Raw genomic sequence first — 19646 nt, 5'->3', positions numbered from 1 at the left:
AAAACTCCCCTGCCTGAATTAATGATTACGGATGTATTCGTCCATATCCGTTTTCAGGTTGTCAGATTTGGTACCAAAGATAGCCTGAACGCCAGAGCCTGCGACAACGACGCCGGCAGCACCCAGTTTTTTCAGGCCAGCCTGGTCAACCTTGCTCACGTCCGCCACGCTAACGCGCAGACGGGTGATGCAGGCATCCAGGTTGGTGATGTTGTCTTTACCGCCAAAGGCCTGTACCAGCGCCGCAGACATTTCAGAACCGCCCTGAGTAACCTGCTCAGAGGCCGTGTCTTCACGCCCTGGGGTTTTCAGATCCAGCTTGGCAATCAGCACGCGGAAGATGGTGTAGTACACCAGACCGTAGATGATACCGACGATTGGGAACAGCCAGATTTTGCTGCTGTTGCCGCTCAGGACGATAAAGTCGATCAGACCGTGTGAGAAGCTGGTGCCGTCACGCATCCCCAACAGGATACAGATCGGGAACGCCAGGCCAGCCAGAATGGCATGGATTGCGTACAGGATCGGCGCAACGAACATGAAGGAGAACTCGATCGGTTCGGTGATACCGGTCAGGAACGAAGTCAGCGCAGCGGAGATCATGATACCGCCGACTTTAGCGCGGTTTTCCGGCTTGGCTGAGTGCCAGATGGCAATCGCAGCAGCAGGCAGACCGTACATTTTGAACAGGAAGCCACCGGACAGTTTACCCGCCGTTGGGTCACCCGCCATATAACGTGGAATATCGCCGTGGAACACCTGACCCGCCGCGTTGGTGTATTCACCAATCTGCATTTGGAACGGTACGTTCCAGATATGGTGCAGACCGAACGGCACCAGCGCACGTTCAACCACGCCGTAGATACCAAACGCCACTACCGGGTTCTGATAAGCCGCCCACTGGGAGAAGGTCTGGATAGCCGTACCGATTGGAGGCCAGATAAAGGAAAGCACTACGCCCAGAACGATTGCCGCCAGGCCGGAGATAATCGGCACAAAGCGCTTACCGGCAAAGAAGCCCAGATATTCCGGCAACTGAATACGGAAGAATCGGTTAAACATGTAGGCAGCGATGGAGCCGGAGATAATCCCCCCGAGCACACCGGTATCCGCCAGGTGTTTGGCCGCAATTTCTTCAGCCGGCAGGTGCAGCACCAGCGGTGCAACCACCGCCATGGTTTTCACCATGATGCCGTAAGCCACTACCGCAGCTAACGCGGAGACACCGTCGTTATTGGTGAAGCCCAGGGCAACACCGATGGCAAAAATCAGCGGCATGTTGGCGAAAACGGAACCGCCGGCTTCCGCCATCACGTGTGAGACTACCGCGGGTAGCCAGCTAAAGTTGGCGGAACCGACGCCCAGCAGGATACCTGCGATAGGCAATACGGATACCGGCAGCATTAGCGACTTACCTACTTTTTGCAGGTTTGCAAATGCGTTCTTGAACATAGTTGAGTGTGCTCCTGAGTAATAGTGCTTTGCTACTTTTCGCGATTCTTCGCGTTGCAAGGGGGGGAGAAAAACCCCTGCAATTCAGGGTGTCTGAGCACCCCTTGAATTATTACGCAGAGTAAAATAAATAGGCTGCGCAATGTTTGATGACAGTCACGTTTCGATGAACAAAACCGGGTATTTTTCTTACATCGCCCATTTTTTGTTAAAAATGAGCAATAAACGCCCGCACCTCGCCCGAAAAACGGGTGGGAACATTACCCGTTTCGGCGATTAATTACGAGCTTAAAAAGAATTCAGATTTCGTTAACCACAGCTATAGCCTAGGCCAAAGATTAGAGTTCGATGTGAAATAAGCGTGAAAAGTTGGCGGTGGTGGCTTCAGCCAGCGTTTCCAGGCTCACGCCCTTCAATACCGCCATGTATTCAGCCACATCGCGCACATAGGCAGGTTGGTTTTCTTTGCCGCGATGCGGCACCGGAGCCAGATACGGCGAGTCGGTTTCCACCAGAATACGATCCAGTGGCACATATCGCGCCACTTCACGCAGTTGCTCTGCATTGCGGAAGGTCAGGATACCTGAGAAAGAAATGTAGAACCCCAGATCCAGCAACGCCTCTGCGGTAGCGCAATCTTCGGTAAAGCAGTGCAGTACACCGCCACAGTCCTGGGCATTTTCTTCACGCAGAATAGCCAGTGTGTCTTCCCGTGCATCACGGGTATGCACGATCACCGGCTTGTTCAGATCGCGGCCAATGCGGATATGTTCACGGAATGACGCTTGCTGCAGCTCAAGATTGTCTTTCTGATAGAAGTAGTCCAGCCCGGTTTCACCCAGTGCCACCACCTGCTCTGCTGCCGCCAAACGGCGCAGCTCAGCGTAGTCGTAGCCCCCCTCCAGATTGAGCGGATGCACCCCGCAGGAGAAGGCCACGTCATCGCGTTGGCCAATCAATTGCGTCATCGCCTGATAGCCCGGCAAAGTGGTGGCCACCGCCAGCACGTAACCGACATCGCGCGCCTTGGCCTTCGCCAAGGCATCATCCACATTTTGATGCAGAGTTTGGTAATCCAGGCCGTCGAGGTGACAATGAGAATCTACTAACAACATAATATTTAACTCTTTTACAGCGAATGAGGGTGGGAATAGCCGGTAGCGCCGAGCAACTGCTCCCAGCCAAGTAACTGTTCGGTCAGCAGCAGTTCGCGGTTAACGCCGACGACGCTAAGCAACTGATGGCGACAATGCAGCCATTGCTGCACGGCTTGCTGCAGAGACGTACTGCTCAGGCGGCTGGCCAGCTGGTGCACCAGCGGTTGCTGATCCTGGTTCAGAACAAAGCCGGCGGCCCCTTGCTGCCATTTCATGGCGTCCATCAACAACGAACATAGCCAGTGTAGCCGCTCAGCGACGTCTTCGTGATTCAATACCGGCAGCAGCGACAACATGTCGTGCTGCGGCAAAGCGGCACTCAGGGCCGCGCACAGCGCGCTACGTTGTTGCCAACGTTCCGGCTGGAGCAATTGCTCTGCGGCCAAGGGTGCGCCGTCATGCAAGCGCAAGGCGGTCAGGAGATCGATCTGATTACCCGGCGTCTGCCGATTCAGCCATTGCAGACTGAGCTGTTCGTCCGGACTGGCGAGATGCCAGTACAAACAACGGCTGCGCAGCGTCGCCAGCAGGCGTGAAGGCTCACGACAGCTCAGCAGGAAATAGGTTTTTTCCGGCGGTTCTTCCAGCGTTTTCAACAGGGCATTGGCGGCAGCCTCGGTCAGCAACTCCGCCTGCGGTAGCCAGATCACCTTGGCACCGCCCTGCTGCGCATGAGAATAAAGGATCTCAATCAGTTGGCGGATGGGCTCCACCCCCAGGCTGCTTTTGCCTTTTTCCGGCGTCAGCACATGATAATCCGGGTGATTTCCTGCCAGCATCAACCGACAGCTATGGCATTCACCGCAGCTTTTCTCACCGTTGCGACGTTGGCAGATCAGCCAACGGCTCAGACCATAGGCCAGCGCATCCTCACCATGGCCGGCAGCGGCATGCAACAACAGTGCGTGATGACCGCGTCCGGTAGCATATTGCCCGACCAACTGCCGGTAAGGGGTATTCAGCCACGGGTACCAGTTCATTACGCGCCTTCCTGCTGCTGTAACCATTGGCTGACGCAACGACGAATCGCCGCCGTCACCTGATCAAGCGATTGAGAAGCATCCACGGTGATGATGGACGCATCTTGCGCCGCCAACTCCTGATAACGTGCGCGGGTACGTTCAAAGAATGGCAATGCTTCCTGTTCGATACGATCCAGTTCACCCCGTGCTCGGGCACGCTGCAGACCCACTATCGGCGGCAAATCCAGATAAAGCGTCAGATCGGGACGAAACTCTCCTAATACCGTGTCACGCAGCGAGGCCATAAGTTGTTGATCCACACCCCGACCGCCGCCCTGGTAGGCTTGAGAAGACAGGTCGTGCCGATCGCCAACCACCCAGGCACCGCGCGCCAAAGCCGGTTTGATCACCGTTTCCACCAACTGTACACGGGCCGCATACAGCATCAGAACCTCGGCCTTGATGGTCGGCAGTTCGCCCTCCACGCCGCGTTTGAACAGGTCGCGCAGTTTTTCTGCCAACGGCGTGCCGCCGGGTTCACGGGTAAAGGCAATGTCGTTGATACCATGTTCGCGCAGTACGTCGACTACCGTATCGCGTGCGGTCGTTTTGCCCGCACCTTCAAGCCCTTCGATAACCACGAATTTACTTTTCATTCTTTTCCTTTAACGCCTGACGATAGGCACGCACCGCCTGATTATGGCTGGCCAGGTTGGTGGTAAATTGATGCCCGCCCTTACCGTCGGCAACAAAGTACAAATAAGGCGTCTTGGCCGGATTGGCAGCGGCCTCCAGCGAAGCCTGGCTTGGCATGGCAATCGGCGTTGGCGGCAGACCGTTGATCACGTAGGTGTTGTACGGCGTCGGTGTTTCCAAATCCTTGCGGGTAATGTTGCCATTATACGCCTCGCCCATGCCGTAGATCACCGTCGGGTCAGTCTGTAAACGCATGCCAATACGCAGGCGATTAATGAATACCGAGGCCACTTTGGTACGTTCCTCCGGTACCGCAGTCTCTTTCTCAATGATTGAAGCCATGGTCAGCAACTCTGCCGGCGTTTTGTACGGCAGGCTGGCCTCACGGCCCTGCCAGGCGCTCTCCAATGCTTTAATCATACGCAGGTGGGCACGCTTCAACAGCGCCATATCGCTCATGCCTGCGGTATACAGATAGGTATCCGGGTACAGGCGCCCTTCCGGGTTGGTGCCTTCTGGCAAGCCTAGCGCCTTGGCAATTTCCGCCTCGCTTTTACCGGCCAGGGTATGTTTGAGGTATTTTGACTGTTGCAGCACCAGCAGCCAGTCCCGCAGCCGGGAACCTTCAATAAAGCGCGCGCTGAATTGGGCTTCTTTACCGCTGGCCAACAGTTTAAGCATTTGACGCACCGTCATACCCGGCGTAAAGCGATAGGTTCCAGCCTTAAACTCGGCCAATTCCGGCTCCAGGCGCAGCAACCATGGGAACCACTGGCCATTGCGCATCAGTTTGTCCCGCACCAGCAGCCCCTCCAGGGCTACCCGACCGGTCCCTGCCGGCAGTTTGAAAATGGCTTCCTGCTGGATCGCCAGTGGCGTATCCGCGAAGCGTTCAACCTTCTGGTAGCCCCAAAACAGCAGGCCCAATACCAGAACAACAATAATAGAAACGAACTTCAGCTTTCTTTTCTTCATCAATCAGCCATCGTTAACAGTGTGGGCGCAAAAAATCATAAAGTTGGCGCGAAGGGTAACGCCATGATTGCGCAGTATTGACCGGCAGCAACGGCATTAACGCATTGCTCACCAGCACTTCTTCGGCATCGGCCAGCGTCTCTAGAGGTTCGCTGACGCAATGCAGCGAGTATTCACTGCCCGCCAGCAGCTCAATCACCCGGCGACGCATCAGCCCAGCCACGCCTGCCTGGCTCAAATCTGGCGTAAATACCGCTTTCCCCTTACGCCAGAACAAATTAGCCGCACAGCATTCCACCAGCATACCGGCAGTGTCAAGCACCAGCGCCTCGTCGGCGGTTGTCTGGTCAAGATGCGTGCGGATCAACACCTGCTCCAAACGATTCAGATGCTTTAGCCCAGCCAACAGGGGATTGCGCCCCAGCGCTACCGGACTGAGCGTCAGGCTGATGCCCTGCTCTCGCCATGGCAAATAGTGCATGGGATAGGTGCTACGAGAGACTATGCGTGTGGGAGCCTCACACCCTTGCGGGCTGTACCCCCTGCCACCGCTGCCGCGAGTCAGTATCGCTTTGACCACGCCCAATGGGATAGATTCTGCTGCGCGCACCATTTCATCTTCCAAAGCATTCCAGTCGCAGGACGGCAGCATCAGCCGTTGCGCTGCCAACTGCAGCCGCTCGATATGCCAGGGCAGCAGGTCTATTTTCCCCTCAATCACCCGGGCGGTAGTGAAACAGCCGTCACCAAACTGCAAACCGCGATCGCTTGGCGCTAGCGCATCGTGCTGATGTCCATTAATCCAGTACATAGACTCCCCCTGACCGCGTTGGTATGACTACAGAATAACAGGCGCAGGTGCCGTTAGCAGCAGCTTGCCGTTTGGCCACAGTGCCGACAAGCAGAGCTTTCCGAGTAGCGGGTCAGCGCCATAAAAAAAGCCCGGTTTAAAAAACCGGGCTTTTTTACCGTCTGCCAGCAGAGGCATTACACCTTGCGGAAGATCAGTGAACCGTTGGTGCCGCCGAAACCGAAGGAGTTACACAGCGTGTACTGCATATCACTCACCTGGCGAGCTTCATGCGGAACAAAGTCCAAATCGCAACCTTCATCCGGATTATCCAGGTTGATGGTTGGCGGAACGGCCTGGTCACGCAATGCCAATACGGTGAAGATCGATTCGATCGCGCCTGCGGCACCCAACAGGTGGCCGGTCATCGATTTGGTCGAGCTGACCATCACGCGCTGTGCATCGCTGCCAAATACCGACTTCACCGCCTGCGTTTCGGCTTTGTCACCGGCCGGCGTTGAAGTGCCATGCGCATTGATATAACCAATTTGTGACGTAGTCACACCAGCATCAAGCAACGCATTTTCCATCGCCAGCGCTGCGCCCGCACCATTCTCAGGGGGGGACGTCATGTGATAAGCATCGCTGCTCATCCCAAAGCCGACGACTTCAGCATAAATCTTGGCGCCGCGTTTTTTGGCGTGTTCGTACTCTTCCAGCACCATCATGCCGGCACCGTCACCCAGCACAAAACCGTCACGGTCTTTGTCCCATGGGCGGCTGGCCGCTTGAGGATCTTCGTTACGGGTCGACAACGCGCGTGCTGCGCCGAAGCCGCCGACACCCAACGGAGTACTGGCTTTCTCTGCCCCACCGGCCAGCATGACGTCGGCATCATTGTAAGCAATGATACGCGCAGCATGGCCAATGTTATGCACACCTGAAGTACAGGCGGTGGCGATCGAAATGCTCGGGCCACGCATGCCGTACATGATGGTCAGGTGGCCTGCAATCATGTTTACGATGGTTGACGGCACAAAAAACGGACTGATTTTCCGTGGGCCACCGTTAACCAGTGAACTGTGGTTCTCTTCAATCAAACCCAGGCCGCCGATGCCGGAGCCGATAGCGGCACCAATGCGGCTGGCGTTAGCCTCGGTGATATCCAATTGTGCATCCTGCATGGCTTGCATGCCGGCAGCGATACCGTATTGGATGAAGGCGTCCATCTTGCGCGCATCTTTGCGTGAGATGAAATCCTCTGAATTAAAATTCTTTACCAGGCCAGCAAACTTGGTCGCATAGGCTGCGGTATCGAAATGGTCGATCAGGCTGATGCCACTCTGACCGGCAAGAAGAGCTGTCCATGTGGACTCTACCGTATTGCCGACAGGAGACAACATGCCCAGTCCGGTCACAACTACTCGACGCTTAGACACGTTTGTCCTCCAAGGAGGGAAAATATGACACTAGGGATAGAAAAAACTTAGGCGGTCGAGTGACCGCCTAGATATGTTCTCTTACTGCTGGCTGGCGTTGATGAAATCAATAGCTGCCTGAACAGTAGTGATTTTCTCAGCTTCTTCGTCTGGAATCTCTGTGTCGAACTCTTCTTCCAGAGCCATTACCAGCTCAACGGTGTCAAGAGAATCAGCACCCAGATCTTCAACGAAAGAAGCGTTATTTAAAACTTCTTCCTGTTTAACACCCAACTGCTCAACAATGATTTTCTTAACGCGTTCTTCGATAGTGCTCATACTCTTAAATTTCCTATCAAAACTCGCTTTCGCGATGGTTTTCGTAGTGTATAAAATGTTGAAAAAGATGCAACTAAATCCCGGCTGGTCAAACCACGATTTTACGCTATTCTGCGGTTTTTACCCCAAATAACGCAAATAGTTTTCGCATTTTTTAAATCATGTACATGCCGCCATTGACATGCAACGTTTCACCGGTGATGTAGCCAGCCTCATCAGAGGCTAAAAATGCAACAGCGCTGGCGATTTCTTTAGCATCCCCCAGCCGATTGGCTGGAACTGATGACAAAATGCCTGCACGCTGATCATCTGTCAACGCCCGTGTCATGTCCGTCTCAATAAAGCCAGGTGCCACGACGTTGACCGTAATGCCACGCGAAGCAACTTCGCGTGCCAAAGACTTGCTAAAACCAATCAGACCGGCTTTAGCCGCCGCGTAATTAGCCTGCCCTGCGTTCCCCATGGTACCAACTACGGAACCGATGGTGATGATACGGCCAAACCGCTTTTTCATCATAGCTCGCATTACCGCTTTTGACAGACGGAATACGGAAGTCAGATTGGTGTTCAGGATATCCTGCCACTCGTCGTCCTTCATACGCATCAGGAGGTTATCACGCGTAATACCGGCATTATTCACTAAAATGTCGATTTCGCCAAATTCAGCACGAATAGATGCCAGAACGCTGTCGATAGATTGAGCATCGACCACATTCAACGCAAACCCTTTGCCGCTTGCACCCAGGTAGCTGCTGATAGCCTCAGCGCCGCTTTCACTGGTGGCGGTGCCGATGACTTTGGCGCCACGTGCCACAAACGTTTCTGCAATAGCCCGGCCAATACCCCGGCTGGCGCCGGTGACCAGAACAACTTTACCTTCGAAGCTCATTGTTTTCCTCTTTATTGTTCAAGCGCCGCTGTCAGGCTGGCTGCGTCATTAACCGCCGCCGCCGTCAGGGTGTCAACAATACGTTTAGTCAGACCGGTCAGAACTTTACCCGGACCAACCTCTAGCAGCAAGGTAACGCCCTGTGCTGCCATAAACTCTACGCTTTCGGTCCAACGTACCGGGCTGTACAACTGGCGCACCAGTGCACTGCGGATCGCTTCTGGATCGGTTTCGGTGCTCACGTCGACGTTATTCACCACCGGGACCTGCGGTGCGCTGAAGGTAATCTCCTGCAACGCCACAGCCAGCTTGTCTGCGGCCGGTTTCATCAGTGCGCAGTGCGAAGGCACGCTCACCGGTAACGGCAAAGCACGCTTGGCGCCAGCGGCTTTACAGGCCGCACCAGCACGTTCAACCGCTTCTTTATTGCCGGCGATCACCACCTGGCCCGGTGAGTTAAAGTTCACCGGTGAAACAACCTGCCCCTGGGCAGACTCTTCACAAGCCTTGGCGATGGCGGCGTTGTCCAGGCCGATAATGGCGGACATTGCGCCAGTGCCTTCCGGCACCGCTTCCTGCATCAGTTTGCCGCGCAGCTCAACCAGACGGATTGCCGCCTGGAAATCCAGCACGCCCGCACACACCAGCGCCGAGTATTCACCCAGGCTATGGCCAGCCATGATGGCAGGTGCTTTACCGCCCTGCTGCTGCCAGACGCGGAAAATGGCTACGGAAGCGGCCAGCAATGCCGGCTGCGTCTGCCAGGTTTTATTCAGTTCTTCCGCCGGCCCTTGCTGCACCAGCTGCCACAGGTCGTAACCCAGGACGGAAGAGGCTTCGCTGAAGGTCGCTTCAACGATCGGATATTGAGTGGCCAAATCGGCCAGCATGCCCAGAGTCTGTGAACCCTGGCCTGGAAAAACAAAAGCAAATTGCGTCATTTTTTCTTCCTGTTATATCAGAAACGAACCAGCGCCGAGCCCCAGGTAAAGCCGCCGCCAAAGGCTTCCAGCAGCACCAGTTGGCCGCGTTGGATCCGCCCATCACGCACCGCTTCGTCGAGCGCTGCAGGGACCGAGGCGGCAGAGGTGTTACCGTGACGATCGAGCGTCACTACCACTTTATCCATCCCCATACCCAATTTTTTCGCCGTCGCGCTGATAATACGCAAATTGGCCTGGTGCGGCACCAGCCAGTCCAGCGCGCTGCGATCCAGATTATTGGCCTGCAGCGTTTCATCAACGATGTGAGCCAGTTCGGTAACCGCAACCTTGAAGACTTCATTACCCGCCATGGTGACATAGGCCGGCTTGTCCTGATCCTGACGATCCTTGAACGGCAAGGTCAACAAACCGCCGTAGCTGCCGTCGGCGTGCAGATGGGTCGACAAAATGCCCGGCTCTTCAGAAGCCCCCAACAGCACCGCGCCTGCGCCATCACCAAACAGAATGATAGTGCCGCGATCTTCCGGATCCAGCGTGCGTGACAACACGTCTGCGCCGATCACCAGAGCATGCTTCACCGCGCCGTTTTTAACATACTGATCGGCGACGCTCAACGCATAGGTGAAACCGGCACAGGCCGCAGCCAGATCGAATGCCGCGCAGTCTTTGATGCCCAGCATCTGCTGCACCTGGCAGGCAGAACTTGGAAATGCGTGGCTCGAGGTGGTGGTAGCCACAACGATCAGCCCGATGTCTTCTTTAGCCACACCTGCCATTTCCAGCGCTTTTTCAGCAGCATGGAAACCCATCGTCGCAACTGTTTCATCAGCGGCGGCAATACGGCGTTCACGGATACCCGTACGTGAGACGATCCACTCGTCAGAGGTATCCACCATTTTTTCAAGGTCAGCGTTGGTGCGCACTTGTACGGGTAAATAACTCCCCGTACCGAGAATCTTTGTATACATGTACGATCAGTCACTCTTAGGTAATACAGCTTCAAGGCGCGCAGCAATCCTGTCAGGGACTTGCCGCTGCACCGCCTGCACAGCCTGTTCGATTGCCACTGCAAACGCGTGTGGGTTTGCAGCGCCGTGGCTCTTGATTACGGTGCTGCGCAATCCTAACAGACATGCGCCATTATACTGGTCGGGGTTCAGGTGGCCGAACCGCTTTACCACCCGTTTTTGCAGCCAACGGCCCAACAATTTTAACCACCACGCCTGCTTGCCACCGTCTCCGGATGATTTCAGCAGCGATAAAAATACTCTTACCACCCCTTCCATGGTCTTCAGGGTGACGTTACCCACAAAGCCGTCGCAGACCAACACATCGGTTTTACCGGTGAGAAGATCGTTGCCTTCCAGGTAACCAATATAGTTGATTGCCGGAGTATTTTTTAACACGGCGGCCGCTTCGCGGATATTATCCAGGCCTTTGGTTTCTTCTTCACCAATATTCAGCAGCGCCACGCGAGGTTGCGCAATCCCCACCACCTCTTCGGCCATAACCGCACCCATCACCGCAAACTGCACCAGCATGGTACTGTCGCATTCGACGTTGGCGCCCAGATCCAGCACCACGGTTTTGCCACCCAACTGATTCGGGATCACCGTCATCAGCGCCGGCCGTTCAATACCGTCCAGCGGCTTGATCAGCATTTTCGCCAACCCCATCAACGCACCGGTATTACCTGCGCTGACACAACCTTGCGCATCGCCGTTTTTAGTCAGTTCCAGCGCAATGCGCATGGAAGAACCGCGGCTGGCGCGTATCGCTTGTGAGGGTTTGGCGTCGCCGGCTATCACAGATTCAGCGGGCACAACTTGCAAACGTTCCAGAAGAACCGGATCGGCTTTGGCAAGTAAGGGAGAGAGGGTGTCGGGATTGCCGACCAGCAGAAGATGAAGCTGTAAATTAGAGGCCAGTGCCTGCAATGAAGCAGGCACTGTGACGCAGGGACCGAAGTCCCCGCCCATTGCATCTAACGCCAGGGTTAGACGAGTCAAGGTATCGCTACTTAGCCGATAACCTTGCGACCGCGGTAGAAACCGTCGGCAGTGATATGGTGACGCAGGTGAGTCTCGCCAGATGCTTTATCAACAGACAAAGTGGCGGTGGTCAGAGCATCGTGTGAACGACGCATGCCACGCTTGGAACGGGTTGGTTTATTTTGTTGTACGGCCATGGACCTTACTCCTTGATTACTTACGCTTTAAACTGGCTAATACGGCAAATGGATTTGGTTTCTCCGCCTCTTCAGGCAGTTTGCCAAACACCATATCCGCTTCGGACACTTCACAGTGTTCAGATTCATGTACCGGGACGACAGGCAGTGAAAGAATAATTTCGTCTTCAATCATTGCCAGCAGATCGACTTCGCCAAACTCATCGACTTCGATCGGCTCGTACGCTCCCGGTAATGCCTCAGCCTGCTCATCATTGACGACCGGGCTAAAACAATATGTTGTGTGAACATGATGTTCAAACGGAACTCCACAGCGTTGGCACATCAGCATTACCTGGACGTCCGCATGCCCTGTTATCACCGCGAGGCGCTGGTTATCAATATCAAAGGATAACGAGACCTCAACATCACTGTCCACACTGACCACAGAGGCGGCGACACGTGTAACCTGCTCAGGCGCATAGGAACCAACATAGTCCAGGCGTTTCTGAGCGGTACGTACCGCATCAATGGTCAAGGGTAATTTTACCTTTTGCATAGGGCGCGCATATTAACTTTGTAACGACTTAGAGTCAAAGAAAAAGGCCGTAAAACGGCACCTTTCACCAATATTCGCTTCCTCAGCGGCGGACAGTTTAAAATGCCTACTCTATTTACGCTACGGTTTACGAAAAAAATTATGCAAAGACTCCTGCTTGCCTCCACCTCGACCTACCGCAAGATGCTATTGGAAAAACTGCATCTGCCTTTTATCTGTGATGCTCCCCAGGTCGATGAAGCCCCACTGGCCGGGGAAAGCGCCGAAGCGCTGGTGCTGCGATTGGCAACGGCAAAGGCCCAGGCATTGGCCGCCGCCTACCCCGACCACCTGATTATCGGCTCCGATCAGGTCTGCGTGATCGACGGTAAAATCACCGGAAAACCACACACCGCAGAAAATGCCCGCGCGCAATTACGCCAGGCCAGTGGCCAAAGGGTCACTTTTTATACTGGCCTGGCGTTATACAACAGCCATAGCAAACACCTGCAGGTGCTTTGTGAACCCTTCCACGTGCACTTCCGTGCGCTGAGTGACGCTGAAATCGCCGCCTATATCCGCCTTGAGCAACCGCTCAACTGCGCAGGCAGCTTTAAAAGTGAAGGTTTGGGCATCGCGCTGTTCGACAAACTGGAGGGACGGGATCCGAATGCGTTGATCGGCCTGCCGCTGATCGCACTGCTGGAGATGCTGCGGGCTGAAGGCATCAACCCGCTGGGATAAATAGGGTTTACTGCAGTTTGGACTGCTTGCGCAATACCTGCAGGCAGTGGCGCAATTCTGCGTCCATCGGGGCTTCGATACGCATGGTTTCGCCGGTGCCCGGATGTTCAAAACGCAATGCCGCTGCATGCAGGAACAAACGTTTGAGCCCGGTCCCCGCCAATTGGCGATCGAACTCACGATCGCCATAACGATCGTCAAAGGCTATTGGATGCCCGGCGTGCAGCGCGTGAACGCGGATCTGGTGAGTACGCCCGGTGATCGGGCTGGCCTTGACCAGCGTCGCATGCTCAAAACGCTCTTCCACCTTGAAGCGGGTTTCCGACGGCTTGCCTTCACTGCTGACACGCACGATGCGTTCACCGCTCTGCAGAATGTTTTTCAGCAACGGTGCCTGCACCGCCTTGCAATGCGACTGCCACTCACCGCGCACCAGTGCCAAATAATCCTTCTGCATCCCTTTCAAGCGCAGTTGCTCATGCAAGGAGCGCAGCGCAGAACGCTTTTTCGCCACCAGCAGCACGCCCGAGGTATCGCGGTCCAAACGGTGAACCAACTCCAGGAAGCGGGCTTCCGGGCGCAACGCACGCAGAGCTTCGATAACGCCAAAACTCAGGCCGCTACCGCCATGCACCGCAGTGCCGGAGGGTTTATTCAGCAGCAGCAGGTGATCGTCTTCATACAGAATGCAATGGGCCAGCGCGGCCACTTTATCCAGTTTGGCCGAGACCGGCGCGTCTTCACGCTCAGCAACACGCACTGGCGGCACACGCACCACATCACCGGGCGCCAGCTTGTATTCCGCCTTGATGCGTCCTTTATTAACTCGCACCTCACCCTTGCGCACGATGCGATAAATCATGCTCTTCGGCACGCCTTTTAAGCGGGCAAGTAGAAAGTTGTCGATTCGCTGACCGGCTTCGTCGTCAGAAATCGTGATTAGTTGTACTGCAGGAATGTTCGTTTTCATGGGGCAGGATTCTAAATAGAGCGCGTAAATAGCGCCACTTCTTTTTATGTGCTTAACTGTCTCTCTGACTGCAGGCGAAATCTCAGCGGACAATAAGGCAGCAAGCCGGTTTGAACGTTTGCGATTTCTTCCGCAGTTAAGGAAAAGTCACCTTGCTATAACAGTATCAGCAGTGGAATAATGCGTTTACTTTCCACGTTGATTCTCGTTAAACAGGGAAAACTGTGGAATTATAAAATTTGTCTGATGGCACAAAAACGCAGCAATGGCGTAAGACGTAATGTGAAATCAAACAATTAGCGGGCTGCGGGTTGCAGCTTGGCCGGCAAACGGAATCAGATCTGTCGACGTAAATCAGAGGCTATTCCCCTAGTAAAAGTGCTGTTTTTCACAAAGAAATACAGGCTTACCGAGATAATGCGCCCCTATGCAGGCGACAACCGTGAGGTTGACGGCTTTGCGAGAAGACACGGGGTTTTCGGTTTTAATCCGGCCATGAGGTTATTTTGCCCGCAGCTTTGTCGATAATGTAAAAATAACGAGTAAGTTAAGATGAAAAGAATGTTGATTAACGCAACTCAGCAGGAAGAGTTGCGTGTTGCCTTGGTAGATGGACAGCGGCTGTATGATTTGGATATTGAAAGTCCGGGTCATGAACAGAAAAAAGCGAATATTTACAAAGGCAAAATCACTCGTATAGAACCAAGTCTTGAAGCAGCGTTCGTAGATTACGGCGCCGAACGACATGGTTTCCTCCCTCTTAAAGAAATCTCTCGCGAATATTTCCCAAGTAACTACTCTTCTCATGGTCGCCCAAACATCAAAGATGTGCTGCGCGAAGGCCAGGAAGTGATCGTTCAGGTTGATAAAGAAGAACGTGGTAACAAAGGCGCTGCCTTGACCACCTTCATCAGCCTGGCCGGCAGTTATCTGGTGCTGATGCCGAACAACCCACGTGCCGGTGGTATTTCACGCCGCATTGAGGGTGACGACCGCACCGAACTGAAAGAAGCTCTTTCTTCCCTGCAACTGCCAGATGGCATGGGTCTGATTGTTCGCACCGCGGGCGTGGGCAAATCTGCCGATGCGCTGCAGTGGGATCTGTCATTCCGCCTGAAGCACTGGGAAGCAATTAAAAAAGCCGCTGAAGGCCGCGCTGCGCCATTCCTGATCCATCAGGAAAGCAACGTTATCGTGCGTGCATTCCGCGACTATCTGCGCCCGGACATCGGCGAAATCCTGATCGATAACCCAAAGGTTCTCGATCTGGCCAAAGAGCACATCGCTGCCCTGGGCCGTCCGGATTTCAGCAGCAAGATCAAACTGTACAGCGGCGAAATCCCTCTGTTCAGCCACTATCAAATCGAATCCCAAATTGAATCCGCGTTCCAGCGTGAAGTTCGCCTGCCTTCCGGCGGTTCGATCGTTATCGACTCCACCGAAGCGCTGACCGCTATCGATATCAACTCCGCGCGAGCAACCCGCGGCGGCGATATCGAAGAGACTGCGTTCAACACCAACCTGGAAGCGGCGGACGAGATTGCTCGCCAGCTGCGGCTGCGTGACCTTGGCGGCCTGATCGTTATCGACTTTATCGATATGACCCCGGTTCGCCATCAACGTGAAGTGGAAAACCGTCTGCGTGACGCCGTCCGTCAGGACCGTGCACGTATCCAAATCGGTCGCATTTCCCGTTTCGGCCTGCTTGAGATGTCGCGTCAGCGCCTCAGCCCATCACTGGGTGAATCCAGCCATCACGTCTGCCCGCGCTGTAACGGCACCGGCACCATCCGTGATAACGAATCGCTGGCACTTTCCATTCTTCGTCTGATCGAAGAAGAAGCGCTGAAAGAAAATACCAAAGAAGTTCACGCCATCGTGCCAGTACAGGTGGCATCTTACCTGCTGAACGAAAAGCGTGAATCGGTGAGCGCGATCGAAAAACGTCAGGGTGGCGTGAAAGCGATCATCGTGCCGAACGATCAGATGCAAACCCCTCACTACTCGGTACTGCGCGTGCGTAAGGGCGAAGAAACACCAACCCTGAGCTACCTGTTGCCGAAACTGCATGAAGAAGAGATGGCCCAGCCGCTGGAAGATGCACCGATGGAGCGCAAGCGTCCGGAGCAACCTGCACTGGCTTCGTTCTCTCTGGCTGCAGATGCCCCACCACCAGCAGAAGAACCTGTTGTGGCGCAAGCTACCGTCGCCGCTACTGCTACCAAGCAAACCGCGCCAGCCGCTGCCAAGCCGGGCCTGTTGGGCCGTCTGTTCGGTGGTCTGAAAGCGCTGTTTGCCGGTGAAGAGCAGCCGGTTGTCGAAGCCAAACCTGTGGTTGAGGCGCCGAAGTCTGAAGGCAACGGTGAAAACCGCCGTCAGGATCGTCGTGGTCAACGTCGTCAGGGTACCGGTCGTAAAGATCGTGGTGAGCGCGGAGAACGTGGTGAGCGTGGCGATCGTCCAGAACGTGGCGAGCGTAAAGAGCGCGGTGAAGGTCGTGATAATCGTGAGCCGCGTGAAAATCGCGAACCTCGCGACAACCGCGAAGGCCGTGAAACACGCGAAGTGCGTGATGAGCAGCGTCGTAACCGCCGTAATGCGCCACAAACCACTGCTGCCGTAACCGAAGAGCCGCTGTCTGAAGAAGCCGCCAAGGCACAGCGCGAAGAGCAGCAACAGCGCCGTGACCAACGTGCCGAACGCCAGCGTCGTCGTCAGGAAGAGAAACGTCAGGCTCAGCAGGAAGTGGCCGCGCTGGAAAGCGTAGAAACCGCAACCCCTGCCAACGCCAGCGTTGACGAAGATCTCGAAGAACGTCAGATGCAGAACATGCAGCGTCGTCAGCGTCGTCCTCTGTCGCAGAAAATTCGCGTGCTGTCTGCGGAAGAAGAACTGCATCGCGCAGCGGAAGAACTGCTGGCGCCAAAAGCACCGGTAGTGAAAGCCCAGGACGTGAAGCCAGCCCAGGTTGAAGACAGCGTTAAACTGCTGCCGGAAACCCTTGAAGCTCCGGGCGAAGATGATGCACAGGATAACCGCGCTAACGGCGAAAACGGCATGCCACGCCGCTCACGTCGTTCTCCGCGCCACCTGCGTGTCAGCGGTCAACGTCGTCGCCGTTACCGTGACGAGCGTTACCCTACCCAGTCGCCAATGCCGCTGGCAGGTGCTTTCGCCTCTCCAGAGATGGCTTCCGGTAAGGTGTGGGTGAGTTACCCTGTCACACAAGCCGCGCAAGTGATTGAAGAAGCAGAAGTTCAGACTGAAGCTGTTGAAATCGCTGCCGACAACGTCATGGCGCAGGAAGCCGTCAGCGTAGCCGCTCCGGTTATTGCCCAAGCCGTTGCGCCGGTGATCGAACCAGAAGTTGTGGCCCCGGCAGAAGAACCAGCCCAACCGGTTGTTGAAACCGCTGAGCCGGCAATGGCTGCCCAGGCGGAAGAAACCCCGGCAGCACCGGTGGCTGAAGCGCCTGCAGTGGTAGAAGAAACCGCGGTGGTTGAAGCTGCACCGGTGGTAGAGGAAGCCCCAGCGGTTGAACCTGCCCCAGTGGTTGAAGAAACGCCAGTCGTTCCAGCAGCAACCGTTGCTGAAGAAACTGTCGCTGAACCAGCTCCGGTGTTCGTTGAGCCCGTCGTTGAAGCCGCACCCGTGCAGGAAGTTACTGCCGCAGTAGTGGTCGAAGAAAAAGCGCCGGTTGTGCAACAGCAGCCAGTACCGGTGGCAGATGTGCTGTATAAACACATCGCTACTGCGCCAATGACCAAGGCTCCTGCGCCAGACTATGTACCGGAACAGCAGCAGCAAAGTGATTGGCAGCGCCCTTCCTTCAACTTCGAAGGCAAAGGTTCTGCGGGTGGTCATGCGGCGGCAAATCAGGCTACCGCACCGGCAACCAAACCGCAGCAGGTTAACGATTAAGTTAATCTGCTCCGATAAAAAAACCCGCCAACTCGGCGGGTTTTTTATTGCCGAAAAATCGGCTCAGGCTATTTTCTTCAACTGTTTGATATCCAGCGAGTCCAGCTTACCCTCTAACTGGCTGACGAAATGCTTGAAATGCTCGGTGGCATTGTGTTTTTCCAGTGCCTCAGCGCTTGCCCAACGCTCAAAAAATACGAAAGTACCCGGCTTTTCCAGATCGCGGTGCAGATCATATTGCAGGTTGCCCAGTTCCTGGCGGCTTGGATCGATAATCGCATGCACTACATCGCTGACGGCGGACACAAACTCGGGTTTAGCCTGTAAGGTGGCAATAACACGTACTTCCATTTCTCTCTCCCATTCCACATGATTAACGTTGATAACCTGACAGTTATGACGCAGGTATCATTCAAATCCCTGTCACTATGCCCCCGAAAGCCAACTGATTTCAACTTGCCGTGAACAAACAGATGCATCGCAAGCGCTTTACGCTTATCCTTACACCCCGGCGTGAATAACCCCCATTATTCGCTTTTACGTAGACCCGTTTCTAACCGCCGGAGCCTTGCAACATGACCGCACAACCTCAAGCCCTAAAAATCCGCCGCCCTGACGACTGGCACATCCATCTGCGCGATGACGACATGCTGAAAACGGTATTGCCTTATACCAGTCAGGTCTTTGGCCGGGCGATTGTGATGCCGAACCTGGCTCCGCCAATTACTACCGTCGCCGCGGCTTGCGCTTATCGTGACCGTATTCTGGCAGCGGTTCCTCAGGGACATGATTTCACCCCGCTGATGACCTGCTACCTGACCAATTCACTGGATGCAGCCGAACTGGTCAACGGGTTTGAGCAAGGCGTGTTCACCGCCGCCAAGCTGTACCCGGCCAATGCCACTACCAATTCCAGCCACGGCGTCAGCGATGTGAAAGCCATTTACCCGCTGTTCGAGCAAATGCAGAAAATCGGCATGCCACTGTTGATTCACGGTGAAGTGACCGATGCTGCCGTTGATATTTTCGATCGCGAGGCTCGCTTTATTGAGCAGGTCATGGAGCCGATTCGTCAGCAGTTCCCAGAGCTGAAAATCGTCTTCGAGCACATCACCACCAAAGAAGCGGCGCAGTACGTGCAGGAAGGCAATCGTTTTCTTGGCGCGACCATCACCCCTCAGCACCTGATGTTTAACCGCAACCACATGCTGGTTGGCGGTATCCGTCCGCACCTGTTCTGCCTGCCAATCCTGAAACGCAATATTCACCAGGACGCACTGCGCAAAGCCGTTGCCAGCGGTTCGGATCGCTTCTTCCTCGGCACCGACTCCGCACCACATGCCAAACACCGCAAGGAATCCAGCTGCGGTTGCGCCGGCGTATTCAACGCTCCCAATGCGATCCCGGCTTACGCCAGCGTGTTCGAGCAACTCGGTGCGCTGGATCATCTGGAAGCCTTCTGCTCATTGAACGGCCCGCGTTTTTATGGCCTGCCGGTCAATACCGATTTCATCGAGCTGCAACGCGTAGCGACAACTCAGCCGGAAGAGATCGCCATGGGCAGCGAAACGGTCATTCCATTCCTGGCCGGGGAGAGTCTGAGCTGGTCGGTGAAAGCATAATTATCTTTTTTTAATCCAACCTCTTGCCCCCGCGCACGGTTAACTGTATAAATATCCAGTAA

Annotated in this window: 19 protein-coding genes; 3 read left to right on the top strand and 16 right to left on the bottom strand. The window is 55.0% G+C overall.

Going from position 1 to position 19646, the window contains the following annotated elements:
* Positions 1 to 18: 18 nt before the first annotated feature.
* From ptsG to yceD, 14 genes are all read right to left on the bottom strand, one after another.
* Positions 19 to 1452 (bottom strand): PTS glucose transporter subunit IIBC, encoded by a 1434-nt coding sequence (gene ptsG, locus ACSOSI_RS10295; RefSeq protein WP_012006338.1) that lies wholly within the window; start codon positions 1450 to 1452, stop codon positions 19 to 21.
* 338 nt (positions 1453 to 1790) lie between these two features.
* Positions 1791 to 2567, bottom strand: a complete 777-nt coding sequence (locus tag ACSOSI_RS10290; protein WP_012006337.1) for a metal-dependent hydrolase — start codon at positions 2565 to 2567, stop codon at positions 1791 to 1793.
* A gap of 14 nt (positions 2568 to 2581) precedes the next feature.
* Complete coding sequence (gene holB / locus ACSOSI_RS10285) at positions 2582 to 3589, bottom strand: DNA polymerase III subunit delta' (protein ID WP_017892427.1); 1008 nt, start codon at positions 3587 to 3589, stop codon at positions 2582 to 2584.
* A complete protein-coding gene (gene tmk, locus ACSOSI_RS10280) occupies positions 3589 to 4227 on the bottom strand; it encodes a dTMP kinase (protein WP_112363269.1) in 639 nt (212 codons plus the stop codon). Before tmk ends, holB begins: the two co-directional genes overlap by 1 nt.
* Positions 4217 to 5242, bottom strand: coding sequence for an endolytic transglycosylase MltG (mltG, locus tag ACSOSI_RS10275; protein ID WP_476707013.1), 1026 nt, complete (start codon positions 5240 to 5242; stop codon positions 4217 to 4219). The genes tmk and mltG overlap by 11 nt, the downstream gene beginning before the upstream one ends.
* 13 nt (positions 5243 to 5255) lie before the next feature.
* A complete protein-coding gene (gene pabC, locus ACSOSI_RS10270) occupies positions 5256 to 6053 on the bottom strand; it encodes an aminodeoxychorismate lyase (protein WP_012006333.1) in 798 nt (265 codons plus the stop codon).
* A gap of 176 nt (positions 6054 to 6229) precedes the next feature.
* Positions 6230 to 7471 (bottom strand): beta-ketoacyl-ACP synthase II, encoded by a 1242-nt coding sequence (fabF, locus tag ACSOSI_RS10265; RefSeq protein ID WP_012006332.1) that lies wholly within the window; start codon positions 7469 to 7471, stop codon positions 6230 to 6232.
* Positions 7472 to 7552: 81 nt separating this feature from the next.
* A complete protein-coding gene (acpP, locus tag ACSOSI_RS10260) occupies positions 7553 to 7789 on the bottom strand; it encodes an acyl carrier protein (RefSeq protein ID WP_004719003.1) in 237 nt (78 codons plus the stop codon).
* 154 nt (positions 7790 to 7943) lie between these two features.
* Positions 7944 to 8678, bottom strand: a complete 735-nt coding sequence (gene fabG / locus ACSOSI_RS10255; protein ID WP_012006331.1) for a 3-oxoacyl-ACP reductase FabG — start codon at positions 8676 to 8678, stop codon at positions 7944 to 7946.
* An 11-nt stretch (positions 8679 to 8689) separates the two neighbouring features.
* Entirely contained in the window at positions 8690 to 9619 is a 930-nt protein-coding gene (gene fabD / locus ACSOSI_RS10250; RefSeq protein WP_126501493.1) for an ACP S-malonyltransferase, read from the bottom strand.
* A gap of 17 nt (positions 9620 to 9636) precedes the next feature.
* Positions 9637 to 10590, bottom strand: coding sequence for a beta-ketoacyl-ACP synthase III (locus ACSOSI_RS10245; protein ID WP_261412959.1), 954 nt, complete (start codon positions 10588 to 10590; stop codon positions 9637 to 9639).
* 6 nt (positions 10591 to 10596) lie between these two features.
* On the bottom strand, positions 10597 to 11631 hold the full coding sequence (gene plsX, locus ACSOSI_RS10240; protein ID WP_012006328.1) for a phosphate acyltransferase PlsX: 1035 nt from the start codon (positions 11629 to 11631) through the stop codon (positions 10597 to 10599).
* Between the two features lie 11 nt (positions 11632 to 11642).
* The gene (gene rpmF, locus ACSOSI_RS10235) at positions 11643 to 11810 is read right to left on the bottom strand and encodes a 50S ribosomal protein L32 (RefSeq protein ID WP_012006327.1); all 168 of its coding nucleotides are present in this window, start codon (positions 11808 to 11810) and stop codon (positions 11643 to 11645) included.
* Between the two features lie 16 nt (positions 11811 to 11826).
* On the bottom strand, positions 11827 to 12348 hold the full coding sequence (gene yceD, locus ACSOSI_RS10230) for a 23S rRNA accumulation protein YceD (RefSeq protein ID WP_012006326.1): 522 nt from the start codon (positions 12346 to 12348) through the stop codon (positions 11827 to 11829).
* 141 nt (positions 12349 to 12489) lie between these two features.
* Between yceD and ACSOSI_RS10225 the strand changes: the two genes are divergently transcribed.
* Complete coding sequence (locus ACSOSI_RS10225; RefSeq protein WP_129939764.1) at positions 12490 to 13071, top strand: Maf family protein; 582 nt, start codon at positions 12490 to 12492, stop codon at positions 13069 to 13071.
* A gap of 7 nt (positions 13072 to 13078) precedes the next feature.
* On the opposite strand, the gene rluC is transcribed toward ACSOSI_RS10225, so the two are convergent.
* Positions 13079 to 14041 (bottom strand): 23S rRNA pseudouridine(955/2504/2580) synthase RluC, encoded by a 963-nt coding sequence (rluC, locus tag ACSOSI_RS10220; protein WP_476707012.1) that lies wholly within the window; start codon positions 14039 to 14041, stop codon positions 13079 to 13081.
* Between the two features lie 552 nt (positions 14042 to 14593).
* Here rluC and rne point away from each other — a divergent pair.
* A complete protein-coding gene (gene rne, locus ACSOSI_RS10215; protein ID WP_476707011.1) occupies positions 14594 to 17962 on the top strand; it encodes a ribonuclease E in 3369 nt (1122 codons plus the stop codon).
* Positions 17963 to 18025: 63 nt separating this feature from the next.
* On the opposite strand, the gene ACSOSI_RS10210 is transcribed toward rne, so the two are convergent.
* A complete protein-coding gene (locus ACSOSI_RS10210; RefSeq protein ID WP_012006322.1) occupies positions 18026 to 18313 on the bottom strand; it encodes a putative quinol monooxygenase in 288 nt (95 codons plus the stop codon).
* A 224-nt stretch (positions 18314 to 18537) separates the two neighbouring features.
* On the opposite strand from ACSOSI_RS10210, the gene pyrC reads away from it, so the two are divergent.
* Complete coding sequence (gene pyrC / locus ACSOSI_RS10205; RefSeq protein WP_017892415.1) at positions 18538 to 19584, top strand: dihydroorotase; 1047 nt, start codon at positions 18538 to 18540, stop codon at positions 19582 to 19584.
* The last annotated feature ends 62 nt before the right edge of the window (positions 19585 to 19646 follow it).

The sequence above is a fragment of the Serratia sp. AR11 genome (assembly GCF_056376275.1).
Note: the sequence above shows the minus strand (reverse complement) of the source record. Positions and strands in the feature narration are given on the sequence as shown.